Here is an 11,841-nt window from a genome sequence, read left to right on the forward strand (position 1 = left end):
TTATTCCTGGCCAGCGGCATAGACTGACCCCAAGGCGCCCGATGAACGCGCGGCGCTCCCACTCAGGAGGATGGCAGCATGACCCGTTATCTGGATGTGCAGGACGTTGGCCGACTGCTCGGCGAGATCGGCCCGGGCGCGGCGATCCGCGCGATGGCCGGCTACATCGAGGCGGACTACCGACGCTGGGACGAATTCACCAAGTGCGCCCGCGTCGCCAACCATTCCGCCCTCGGCGTGATCGAGCTGATGCCCGCCGACGACGGCAAGCTGTATGCCTTCAAGTACGTCAACGGCCACCCGAAGAACCATCGCGTCGAGCTGCCCACGGTAATGGCCTTCGGCGTGCTGGCCAGGGTGGATACCGGCTACCCCCTGCTGCTCGGCGAACTGACCCTGACCACCGCCGTGCGCACCGCCGCCACCTCGGCGCTGTTCGCCGGCTTCCTCGCCCGGCCCGACGCCCGCAGCATGGCGCTGATCGGCAACGGCGCGCAGAGCGAGTTCCAGGCCATCGCCTTCCATGAACTGCTGGGCATCGAGGAAATCCGCCTGTTCGACATCGACCCGGCGGCCACCGCCAAGCTGCAGCGCAACCTCGCCGGCCTGCCCGGCCTGAAGCTGGTGGTGGCGGGCTCCGTGCGCGACGCGGTGCGCGGCGCAGACATCGTCACCACGGTCACCGCCGACAAGACCAACGCCACCATCCTCACGGCCGACATGCTCGAGCCGGGCATGCACATCAACGCCGTGGGCGGCGACTGCCCGGGCAAGACCGAGCTGCAGGCCGAAGTGCTGGAACGCGCGCGGGTGATAGTCGAGTTCGAACCGCAGACACGCATCGAGGGCGACATCCAGCAGATGCCGGCGGACTTCCCGGTGATCGAGTTCCAGCGCATCCTCGCAGGCAGCACCGAGGGCCGGCAGAACGCCGAGCAGATCACCGTGTTCGACTCGGTGGGCTTCGCCCTGGAAGACTTCTCCGCCCTGCGCTGGCTGCACGACGCGGCGCGCGAACGCGGCATCGGCCGCGACATCGAGCTGGTGCCGCGGCCACAGGACCCGAAGGACCTGTTCCAGTTACTGCAAGCCCCTCAGCCAGCAGCACGGGCAATTGGCTGAAGGCCGCAGAAACTTAAAAGCGGCACGATACAGGGAAGACCATCGACCGCCGGGGCAACAAACGCTCAGGGTAACTGGATGCCCGCTGGTCCAAGGCAACAACGGCTCTCACCATGAACAATACCGGGCTGACTGGCCATTGATGGAGGTTCCCGCCTCATACGCCCGTCGAAGAGACAGGCGTATGAGATTGCGAAGCCATCGCTAAGTCAGACAAGCCGATCCAACGTATTAGCACGTGTACGCTTGGCCTCATGCTTCAGGCCATGGATACCTGCCACCTCGCCCTGACAGCCAGCATCCCTGAAAGCGATACCAGCAACAGGACGAAAAACACGCCGGCAATCGCCAGGTTCGACTCCAGCGGCAGGGTACTGACGACACCCGAGGTCAACGCCCCGAACACCAGCATAAGGCAACCCTGCAGACTCGCCGCCACCCCTGCGCGGTCGGGGAACAACGACATGGAGCGCGCCATGGCATTAGAGAAGATGAAGCCCTGGCCGAAGGCAATGAGCATGATGCCACCGAGGATGTTCGTCAGACTCAACGCATCCGGCACTGCAGCGATGCTGATGATGCCCAGCAAGAACAGCCCCAGGCCCGTCCACATCAGCGTCTCCGGAAAGACGACGCGGATCAGAACACGATTGAGCAGGGTTCCTGCCAGATAGCAGCTGCCCACCCCCAGTGCCGTGGTACCGAAGTATTGGGCGCTATGGCCCAGGCGCTCCTGGACGATATGCGGGCCAAACACGTTCCACAACAGGAAGGCCGAAAAGCTCGAGCCGAGAATGATCACAGAGGCGCAGAAACGGCTGTCAACGAGGATGAAGCGATACCCTCCAACGATCTGCAGCACACTACGCCGGGCAACTGGAGCGAGGGATTCCTTCAGCCCGGCCAGTACGAACGCCAGCACAATCACGGCATAGGCCGCATACAGGACGAAGTTGTAGCGCCAGCCCAGGTGCACCTCGATCACCCCCCCACGTACGGCGCGACGACCGGTCCCAGGCCGAAGGCCAGGCTCAGGTAAATGATCGCCACATAGAAGCGAGGCCCCTTGACGACGTCCACCAGCAAGGCCCGGGCAACCACCTGGCATGCACCGATGGCAAAGCCTTGCAGGGCCCGGGCCAGTAACAGCATGTCGATGGAGGTCGCGACCGTGGCCAGCAAGCTACCCGCCAGGAACACGGAAAGCCCCAGCAGCACAGCCGGCCTGCGGCCTCGAGCATCGGCCATGATGCCGAAGAACAGTTGGCCGATGGCATAGAACAATAAGGTGATGGTAATGGTGTTCTGCATGAGCGAGGGGCCAGCCCCCAACTCACGGCCCATGGAAGGAATGCTGGGCGCATACAGGTCGATGGCGATACCACCGAGGCTGTTAATCAGCGGCGCCAAAAAGACGATGAAATTCTCGTAACGCTTGTTCGCGTTCATGGCTATCTCCGGAATTCCGGGCGTGGGTATGCCCGGAATGGGATGTGGTTAGGCAAATTTCCGACTGGCGAAATGAGACTGGGCTACTGGTTGCGTGGGCGCCGTGAGCCACGCGATGGGGGATGACAAACGAGCGGCTACTACCCGTGGTGCCTGATCGTAATAGGTGCCCCAATTGACACCTGGGTCCTTGACACGACTGCGCTCGGCACCGCCGAGGTCATCGAGGTTGTCAACAATCGGCGCCAGGAGTTGGCGTACCTGCGCTGTCGCGGTCAGTACCACCAGCCCAAAATTGCGTAGCGCCAAGGCCTTGATGACATTGTCGAGCAGGTACTTGCCTGCCCCGCTGCCGCTTTGGAACGAAGAGAAAGCACCGATTTCGGCAATGCGTGCACGGTCGATCGCATAACGCTCGTCCAGCTCCTCGTCCAGGTAGTACTCGCTGAACAACTTGCCGGAATCACCGTAGCTAACGCCTGCACAGGCATAGCCCGGAGCGCCGCCATTCGAGTTGGTCAGGCAGACGAACACGTCGGGCCGGGGCTCCGGTGTCGCGCCGTAGTGCTTGAGGTAATGGGCGCGCACCGCCTCCTGCAGACAACGGTAGCCGGGGCAGCCCTTGTAGAAATTACGCACGAGATACATGGCCATCCCCCTAAACATACATCTGGTCGATGAAATGGGCCTCTATCTCGGCGCGCCGTGGCCGACCGGTGACGGTGTAGAACTGGTCACGGAAGCTGGCGATATCGTCGATAACGCGGATACGCCTTACCCGGGCGAAATCGGCAAGCCGGTGCTCCAGGCGGGCCATCTCCTCGCGCACCCGTTCCTGGTCAGAAGTGCTGAGCACAACGGCACATGGCTCGTCCCGTCCTTCGCCCATGACGATTATGTCGTCCACCACCGGGCTTTCCTTGTAGACGCTCTCCACCCATTCCGGAGAAATGTTGCGAGCAGTGGAAAGGATGATCACATGCTTCTTGCGCCCGGTGATGTAGAGGTAGCCGTCGCGCAACTCGGCAATATCACCGGTGTGCAGATAACCGTCGGACAGATCGCAGGCGGTGTCGTCGGCGTTGTAGTACCCCGCGCATAGCGTCGGCGTCTTCACCAGTAACTCGCCATCGACCAGCTTGGGCTCGATGCCGTCGAGCAACTTGCCTGCCGATCCTATGCGACGCTCAACGGGCGAGTTCAGCGAGATGATCGAAGAGTTCTCGCTCAGGCCATACGCCTCGAACACCTGCACGCCTCGAGCGTCCAGGACTTCCAGCACGCTGACCGGAATCTTCGCACCACCTGTGATGATGTGCGGGCGCAGCGGGCCGAACAGTTCCTCCACCGAACAGTGCTCGAGCAACAGGTTGGCCTCCTCCAACAGCTTTGGCGGCAGATAGAGAAAGTTGGGTTGGTTAGGCGCAATCAGCTCCAGGTACTGCCTGGCATTTCCACTCGCGGCGCCATATTCGGCCACGCCTTCGGGCATGAGTGTCAGGGTGCCGCCAGACAGAACCGGAATGAACACCCCCAGCACCTGCTCGATCAGAAGGCTCATTGGCACGATCGAGAAATAATGCAGTGGTTGCTGTGGCAGGCGCGCCATTACATTGTCGACCAGCAACCCGACCGCCTCGTCCCGGATCATCACCCCCTTGGGGCGGGAAGTGGTGCCGGAGGTATGGATGATCGACACGATGCCCGCCGGGATCAACTCATCTTGCTGACACCATGCCTCGCCGACCTCCTCGTTCATCAAGCGCTTGGGAATGAAGCAAGACTTGCCCGGGAAAATGTTGTGCAAGCGGCTGGCAGTCCTTTCATCGCTCACAAACACCGCTGTAGCCTTGCCCAGCAGACTGCCGATCTGGTCATCGGAGAACTCGATAGGTACGGGCAGCAGCACACCGCCAACCTGCTGAATCGCCAACAGGGTGTAGATCCACTCATAGCAGGAACGCATGGCGATCCCGAACACTTTGCGTTCGCAATGCCCCACACGACCTTCCAAGGCGCATGCCAGGCGCATTACGTCCCGACGCAACTCCTGCAGCCTATAAGCACGGCCATTCATTTCCCGAATCACCACACGGTCGGGTGCGCTCGCCAAATAATCTTGCATTTTCCTGCTGATCATTGGCTGTTCCCCCCATGCCGATAGCTCTGGGCACCAAAGATCCGGCGGGAAGTATCGTCCAGCCGACGGCGACCGTGCATAACACGGGTGTTGTCAATGACAACGATGTCGCCCTTTTTCCAAAAATGGCTGTAAGTGTTGCGCGCAGTTATTTCCTTGATCTCGTCCCAGATATCCAGCGAAATATCTTTACCATCGGCCCATGTAATGAGTGGAGGCTCGTAGTTGACACTGGGCCCAAGCATGGAATTGCAAAAAGCTTTCCTGCCGCTAAAGCGGCTTATTTCCAATGCAGAGACAACAAACTCCGAAGAAATAAGATTTTGATCAATGCGTTGATAAGCCTGACCTTTCACATGTTCGTTAACCTGGTATAAATGCTCATCCGTAATATCTTCGATCGGCAGGTTCAACTCGATACTGAGGAAGCGCTTTACATTTGCCCAGGGAATACGCCGGACATAACGGATATCGCGAGTTTCGAAGTGCTTGCGGGTTTTCGCCGAAAGCTCAAACAGTACTCGCCAGCCGTCGCACATCGTCGTTTCGGATCCTACCAGCGCAGGCTCCAGGCAATAGAACCACTGCAGATCGGGATTAAATGGTAGGTTGCCGTTCTCACGATGCAGGCCCATCTCGTACACGCCCGCTTCGATTTCCGCAGTGTTCGAAGTCGCGGCCTTGCGCGCCGGGTCGAAGGTGACACGTGATGAATGCGCACTGACGAGGTTGTTGAAATCCTCGAGCGTATCGGCAAAGTCACGATAGATCACTGCACCGCTATGAGCGAGATCGCCATAGAGTGTTTCGCTGTTGATCGAGTCGGAAACACGCAGTCCCGACTCGACAGCATAGACACATTCGAATCCATAGCAGGGCACAGGCTGCCGATAAAATGGAAAAACTACCGACTGGACTTTATTTAGCATCTTCAATTCCTCTTCCTATTGTGAGCAGGCAGTAGTCTTGACCACCTGGGCAAATACACAATAAGTTAGTTTTCGAAGATACTGGTTTTAAGAAATCTAAATGCCTGTAGAAAATTTAAAAGTACATTCTCAGCGTTCTATCAGCATCCCCCGGCCACGTCGTGAACCAGCTTGCGCAGACTGGAAATGTCCTTGCTCTGTCCACGACTCCGAGCCCAAACCATGTCTAATGTGAAGGAGGGGAAGCCCATCGGCGGTTGGCAGACCTTCAGTTCCTGCGGAATGCGTAAATACGGCAGAAGACGCGCGGGCATCGCTACGGTCGAAGGCACCGCAGCAACGATGTTGACGCAAGCCTGATAACCATTCGCCCGTACCAGAACATTGCGCGAACGGCCGACCTTTTCCAGCCAACTGTCAACCATGTTCTTCTCCGAGATCCACGGTGTCGGAAACACCTGAGGCGAAGCGCAGAATTCATCCAGGCTCATGGCCTCTTCGCTGGTGAGTGACGCTTGGCTGGTCAAGCACACAAACTCATCGTTGAGCACCGGCTGCCATTGCAACTCCGGATGCATCTGGTGATAACCAGGCCCGAAGCCAATGGCGATATCGATGTCGCCAGAGATCAGCCGATCTACCGGCAGGTCACGGCTCAATCGTTCAAGGTGCAGAGAAGTATTCGAAGCATGGGCGCTTGATAGCACGGCCAACGCCTGAGACAGAAACAACAGCTCGAAATACTCGGGGGCGCATAGCTTCCAGATCTTGCGCTCCGTCAGGGGCGAAGCTTCACCAATGCCCTCTGCGCAGCGGTTGACCGACTCGACCACCATCCGCAGGTAAGGCGCGATCTTTTCCGCCTTGGTGGTAGGTTTCAGTCCCCCTTGCGACGAAGCAAACAATGCGTCGTCGAAGCAACTGCGCAAGCGCTTGAGGCAGTAGCTAACAGTGGGCTGACTGACGTTCATGAGCTCGGCGGTACGCTTGGCGCTACGCTGCTCCAACAGGTTGAGGAACACCACGATGTCCTGCAAATCCAGCTGCTTCAGATAATTGCTGTGAAGCATGAAAATTCCTCCTGAACTTTCTGGCTCATTCGGCTGTGCAAATCCTCGGTGGGATGGGCAGCAAACATCTGCTTCAACAGCTTCAACAATCGACAAAAACCTCTAGTCGATCAACAGCTTATCCTGCGTGATCAGAGCAACTGATAAGCTGCATTCGGTGCAGTCGTCAGCAATAGGTTCAACCATGGCCATACGATCGAGCCTGGCAAGATGGCCTATCATGCCCCTGCAGCGATAGGCGGCTCGGTCAGTGCGAGCAGATGGCTGGCTCTTGCACTGCCCTTCCTCAGGAACAACAAGACTCTGCCGCTGAGCTGGACCAAACATTGAGGATTCATCCTATCCCCGGTCAATGCAAAGTAAGTGAGGCACTGAGATATAAGAGACTCCTTAAAGGGATGACCATCGGAACAAGCCTATATTCCCGTATGTATTTTCCTGCCATGTGTGGGAATGCGATCTAACACCCTCATCATTACTCACCATCTCACGACGACCCAATACCCGCACCAACAAGATGCAGCTCTAGCACAGCGGCAAGTTGGTGGCCGACTTCCCGGCGAGTTGCCCACCGACTAGGCGTGCTACTAGTTGCAGCCCCCAATGGCAAGCCACCGAGCCCAGCAGTACTACTTTCCGACAATAGCTGCTGGCTACCACTGGTGGTGGCCTAGGCAGCCACTAGCCGATCCGGCATCGGGAAGCCCGGATCGGCCGGCCTCTCGATCACTCCAGCACGTTGAACTGGATGCGCTGGTTGCGTGCCCTGCCCGCCTCGGTGGCGTTGCTGAACAGCGGCTGGCTGCGCCCGTAGCCCCTGGCCTGCAGGCGGTCGGGCGTCACGCCCAGCTCCACCAGGCGCGCCACCACGGCCTCGGCGCGGGCATGGGAGGCCTGTTGGCTGCTTTGCGAATCGCCGCTGTCGTCGGTGTGCCCGCCGACTTCCACGCGGGTGCCCGGCGGCGCCTGGCGGATGGCTTCGGCGGCCTCGGCCAGTACCTCGTCGCTGTCGCGGCTGATGGTGATCGACTGGTTGTCGAAACGGATGCCCAGCTGGTTCAGGGCATCCGCCAGCTGCTGGGCGCCGGAACCCGGCGGCAGGCCGCTGAGGGCGGCCAGGGTGCGGTTCCACAGCCCCAGGAACTCGAAGCCGCCGAAGGTCTCGCGCAGCTTCTGCGACAGCTCGATGCGCTCCGCCTGGGTCAGCAGGGTGGAATCCATGCGGATGCGCTCGCCGTTGAAGCCCAGCTTCAGCCCTTCCACCTTCAGTTCCGGCAGCAGCTCCAGCAGGCCATCGAGCCAGGCCGCCGGCGCGGTTTCCCGCTTGACGCGGATGTCGCCCCTCAGGTGCTCCGCGCCGAAGACCTCCTTCAGGCGCCCCAGCAGCGAGGCGCGCTCGTCGATGCTGGCGAGCTGGCCGTTGATGCGGACCTTGCCCTCGCGCAGTTCGAGCATGAAGCGCGGGGTCTCCGTGACCACGCTGGCCTCGGGCTGCGGCGCCATCTCCACGGCGGCGGCCACCCGTTCCTGGGCCACAGGCATGGGCGAGCACTGGCGAAGCGACAGGCCCGCGGTGAGCAGCGACAGCACCAGCACCCCGCCGAGCCATGGCGCCAATAGCAGCCGCCGCCCATTGTGCCGCGGCTGCACCGGCTCGGGGGCCGGTGCCTGCAACGCCGGCAGAAGCTCCGCGGTGTCGGCCATCAGCACCGTCAGGCCGGAGGCCCCGGCGTCGGCCTGCCCACCCGCAGCGTCGATGCCGGCCAGCAGCTCCGGCAGGCAGGCGGCGACCGCCTCGGCCAGCTGCTCGTCGGGCAGCCCCAGGTGACGGGCGAAGCGGCCCAGGGTCGTGGCATCGAACACCTGCTCCAGTTGGGCGCGGTCGAGCCCCCGGGACGGGTCGCCCTCGAGCCAGGCCCCCAGCCCCTGCCGCTGCAGGTGCTGGACGAAGCCATGCCAGCCGCCACGCTGCTCGTCGAGCACCCGGTGGGCCAGCAGGCCCAGGAGCTTGCCGGCGCTGTCCGGCGCCATGCCGAAACGGCGGACGAGCGCCTCCAGGAGCCGCCCAATGAAATCGTCATGCATAGAAGAACCACTCGAAATATCGATCGACCCGTGCGGGGTCTTGCGGCCGCACGGTCCTGCGCTGCCGCCCGGGCGAGGGTGCGCGCCGGGCAAGCCTGGCTATCACAGCAAATCCCCCGGCGGACCAAATAAGGGCAATCCGAATTCACCCGCCGGCGCCCGCATTGCCAGGGGCGCGAGGAAACGTCTCACCGCTGGCCGCGCCCGCGCCTTATTCCACCGGCCGGGCAAGCCTTGCCAAGCTGGCGGAACACTTCGCCCAGGCGCTCTCGCAGGACACCCCAGATGCCCCACCTCCCTCCGATGACCACCGGCCATGGCGACCTGCGGCTGCGCTCGGGCAGCGTCCTCGTCCTGCTGCTGGTGCTGCTGGCGGGCCTGGCGCCCAGTAGCCAGGGACAGGGCGGCCAGCGCACGGCGAAGGGCGAGGTGGAAAGCTTCGTGCGCCGGCTGTATGGCGACGAGGGCCCGGGGGCGTTCTCCGCCGATAGCGGCGAGGCGCGGGCCCGGCGCTGGCTGAGCCCCGCACTGGCGCAGGCGCTGGCGGCCTACCGTTCGGCCCGCCACGCGGGGCCGGGGCTGCTGGAGAAGGACCCGCTATGCCTCTGCCGGCGCTCGCGGGCGCTGGAGCTCGAGCAACTGGACGTCAGCCTGGCCGGCGACGGCCGGGCCACGGCCCGGGTGGTCCTGGTGCACGAGCAGTGGCGGCGCGGCGTGCGGCTGCACCTGGTCAGGCGGGGGAAGGCCTGGCGCCTGGACGACCTCGCGCAGCCGGCCCTGCCGAGCCTGCGCCGGGCGCTGGAGCGCGCAACGCGGGGCACGCCGGCCAGCGGGGGGCCGCCTGCCGATGGAGGAAGGGGGCGCGGAAACGAAAAAAGGCTGCCCTGAGGCAGCCTTTTTTGCGTGGATCACCGCGAGGGCGATCCGGATTGGAGCGGGAAACGAGACTCGAACTCGCGACCCCGACCTTGGCAAGGTCGTGCTCTACCAACTGAGCTATTCCCGCATCAACTTGTTGCAACCTCCAGCTTCTGGCCGGAGGGTAACGCCATTTCGCTTTCCGTTCACCGCCGGGGCGATGACCGAGAATCTGGAGCGGGAAACGAGACTCGAACTCGCGACCCCGACCTTGGCAAGGTCGTGCTCTACCAACTGAGCTATTCCCGCAATGGCGTCCCCTAGGGGACTCGAACCCCTGTTACCGCCGTGAAAGGGCGGTGTCCTAGGCCACTAGACGAAGGGGACGCGGCCCGGAACTTACAACATTCTTTCCGGCTTCTTCGCTTTGCCTTTCGGCTTTCGCGTCGAAGTGGCGCGCATTCTATGGAGCCTTTGGAGGGGCGTCAACCCTTCCGGAAAAAATTTTTTAAATCAAAGACTTCTGGTCAAATTTCGATCCGCCGCTATGAGCAGTGTCAGCGAGCCATTACACTCGGGAAAAATCCTTCAGGGAGTTTCCAAGGTGTCGCCACTCGTCATCACCGCCCTGGTCGTCGCCGGCATCGTCATTCTGATCGCCATCGTCTTCATCAACCAGCAGCTGGAAAACCGCAAGCTGGAGAAGGCCCGGGAGAAAGCCGACCTGCAGGATCGCTTCCGCCGCTGCGGCGCCATCGCCGAGAGCCTGCCCGGCCAGTTCATCTCCGCGGACCTCAAGCTGCTGCTCAGCCGTTTCGAACTCAGCCTGGGCGAACGCCTGCTCAAGCTGGAAAAGACGCCCCAGGTGGCCGAGCGCGTCGCCGAGCTCAACCGCCTGGTGGGCCAGGGCAGCGCCATCGAGGTGCGCAACGCCCCGCAGCTGATCCTCACCGAGGCCAAGGCCAAGGAAGTGCGCTTCCTCTTCGAGGGCCTGCACGCCCAGGTCAACCGCTTCGCCCAGGACGGCCTGCTGCCGCGCAACGACGCCCAGCGCTGGCTGAAGGAAATCCGCCACCTGCTCACCCAGCTGCATATAGAGTTCTTCACCAACATCGGCCAGCAGGCGCTGCAGCAGAACCAGCCCCGCCAGGCCCGCCTGGCCTTCGAGCGCGGCGTACAGTACCTGCAGAAGCAGGCCGACCTGGGCCGCTACCAGGCCCAGCTGAAGCAGCTGGAACAGCAGCTCGAGCGCGCCAATGCCCTGGTCCTGGAAAGCAGCCAGCCCTCCCCCGAGGAAAACACCGAGCTGACCGAAGGCCTGAAGGCGCTGGACGAAGACGACATTTGGAAGAAGAAGAATCTCTACGACTGAGGAGACCCGCATGAGCCTGACCCTCTACGGCGCCGCCCTATCCCCCTTCGTCCGCAAGGTCCGCCTGTGCCTGGCGGAGAAGGGCCTGGACTACCAGTTGGAGAACGTCGACCCGTTCAACCCGCCGGACTGGTACGCCGACCTCAACCCGCTGCGACGCATCCCCGCCCTGCGCGACGGCGACATCACCCTGGCCGACTCCAGCGTCATCTGCCACTACCTGGAAGACCGCGATCCCCAGGCCACGCCCCTGTGCGGCGGCAGCGCCGTGGCCCGCGCGCGGATCAGCTGGCTGGAAAAATACGCCGACTACGAAGTGGCGCCCCTGGCCACCTTCACCGTGTTCCGCAACCGCGTGCTCAAGCCGCTGATGGGCAAGCCGTGCGACGAGTCGGCGGTGGAAGGTGCGCTGCAGGAACGGCTGCCGCAGCACTTCGACTACCTGGAAGGCTGCCTGGGCGATGCCGACTACTTCGTCGACGACCGCTTCAGCCTGGCGGACATCGCCGTGGCCTGCCAACTGGTGAACATGCGCCACGGCGGCGAAAGCCTGGATGCCGGGCGCTGGCCGCGCCTGGCCGCGCACTTCGAACGCATGCTGCAGCGCCCTGCCCTGCAGACGGTTCTCGAAGGCGAGGGGCGCATCATCGACAAGATCCGCGCCCGCATTGCCCAGGCGCCGGCCTGAATATAAAGACGCCGAGCCATTCCCTTGTAGGAGCGCGCCCTGCGCGCGAAATCGCGGGCAGGGCCCGCTCCTACAGGTGCGGGGGCAACGCCGTGCCTCACGAAGCGCATATAGGAGCACGGAATCGA

The 11,841-nt window shown here is 62.2% G+C and carries 11 protein-coding genes and 3 tRNA genes; 4 read left to right on the forward strand and 10 right to left on the reverse strand.

The window, feature by feature from the left end:
* Positions 1 to 78: 78 nt before the first annotated feature.
* Positions 79 to 1,122, forward strand: coding sequence for an ornithine cyclodeaminase (locus PKO50_RS20780; RefSeq protein WP_109936353.1), 1,044 nt, complete (start codon positions 79 to 81; stop codon positions 1,120 to 1,122).
* 259 nt (positions 1,123 to 1,381) lie between these two features.
* Here the strand turns inward: PKO50_RS20780 and PKO50_RS20785 are convergent, their stop codons facing one another.
* From PKO50_RS20785 to PKO50_RS20815, 7 genes are all read right to left on the reverse strand, one after another.
* Positions 1,382 to 2,107, reverse strand: coding sequence for an MFS transporter (locus PKO50_RS20785; RefSeq protein ID WP_275627122.1), 726 nt, complete (start codon positions 2,105 to 2,107; stop codon positions 1,382 to 1,384).
* Positions 2,104 to 2,571 carry an MFS transporter gene (locus tag PKO50_RS20790; protein WP_275627123.1) on the reverse strand — a complete coding sequence of 156 codons (468 nt, stop codon included), beginning with the start codon at positions 2,569 to 2,571 and terminating at the stop codon, positions 2,104 to 2,106. The genes PKO50_RS20785 and PKO50_RS20790 overlap by 4 nt, the downstream gene beginning before the upstream one ends.
* 48 nt (positions 2,572 to 2,619) lie before the next feature.
* Complete coding sequence (locus PKO50_RS20795; RefSeq protein WP_275627124.1) at positions 2,620 to 3,219, reverse strand: thermostable hemolysin; 600 nt, start codon at positions 3,217 to 3,219, stop codon at positions 2,620 to 2,622.
* A gap of 10 nt (positions 3,220 to 3,229) precedes the next feature.
* Complete coding sequence (locus tag PKO50_RS20800) at positions 3,230 to 4,711, reverse strand: AMP-binding protein (protein WP_109936351.1); 1,482 nt, start codon at positions 4,709 to 4,711, stop codon at positions 3,230 to 3,232.
* Positions 4,708 to 5,640, reverse strand: a complete 933-nt coding sequence (locus PKO50_RS20805) for a TauD/TfdA family dioxygenase (RefSeq protein ID WP_275627125.1) — start codon at positions 5,638 to 5,640, stop codon at positions 4,708 to 4,710. The genes PKO50_RS20800 and PKO50_RS20805 overlap by 4 nt, the downstream gene beginning before the upstream one ends.
* 140 nt (positions 5,641 to 5,780) lie before the next feature.
* On the reverse strand, positions 5,781 to 6,710 hold the full coding sequence (locus PKO50_RS20810) for a LysR family transcriptional regulator (protein ID WP_275627126.1): 930 nt from the start codon (positions 6,708 to 6,710) through the stop codon (positions 5,781 to 5,783).
* A 726-nt stretch (positions 6,711 to 7,436) separates the two neighbouring features.
* Positions 7,437 to 8,795, reverse strand: a complete 1,359-nt coding sequence (locus tag PKO50_RS20815; RefSeq protein WP_275627127.1) for an OmpA family protein — start codon at positions 8,793 to 8,795, stop codon at positions 7,437 to 7,439.
* Positions 8,796 to 9,080: 285 nt separating this feature from the next.
* Between PKO50_RS20815 and PKO50_RS20820 the strand changes: the two genes are divergently transcribed.
* A complete protein-coding gene (locus tag PKO50_RS20820; protein WP_275627128.1) occupies positions 9,081 to 9,683 on the forward strand; it encodes a hypothetical protein in 603 nt (200 codons plus the stop codon).
* Positions 9,684 to 9,725: 42 nt separating this feature from the next.
* On the opposite strand, the gene PKO50_RS20825 is transcribed toward PKO50_RS20820, so the two are convergent.
* From PKO50_RS20825 to PKO50_RS20835, 3 genes are all read right to left on the reverse strand, one after another.
* Positions 9,726 to 9,801 (reverse strand) — tRNA-Gly (locus tag PKO50_RS20825).
* Between the two features lie 85 nt (positions 9,802 to 9,886).
* A tRNA-Gly gene (locus PKO50_RS20830) sits at positions 9,887 to 9,962 on the reverse strand.
* A gap of 2 nt (positions 9,963 to 9,964) precedes the next feature.
* Positions 9,965 to 10,040 (reverse strand) — tRNA-Glu (locus tag PKO50_RS20835).
* Positions 10,041 to 10,257: 217 nt separating this feature from the next.
* On the opposite strand from PKO50_RS20835, the gene PKO50_RS20840 reads away from it, so the two are divergent.
* Positions 10,258 to 11,025, forward strand: coding sequence for a hypothetical protein (locus tag PKO50_RS20840; RefSeq protein WP_109936346.1), 768 nt, complete (start codon positions 10,258 to 10,260; stop codon positions 11,023 to 11,025).
* A 10-nt stretch (positions 11,026 to 11,035) separates the two neighbouring features.
* Positions 11,036 to 11,713, forward strand: a complete 678-nt coding sequence (locus tag PKO50_RS20845) for a glutathione S-transferase family protein (protein ID WP_275627129.1) — start codon at positions 11,036 to 11,038, stop codon at positions 11,711 to 11,713.
* Positions 11,714 to 11,841: the final 128 nt, after the last annotated feature.

Source organism: Pseudomonas sp. 273, assembly GCF_029201425.1.
GTDB classification, from domain to species: Bacteria; Pseudomonadota; Gammaproteobacteria; order Pseudomonadales; family Pseudomonadaceae; genus Pseudomonas; species Pseudomonas delhiensis.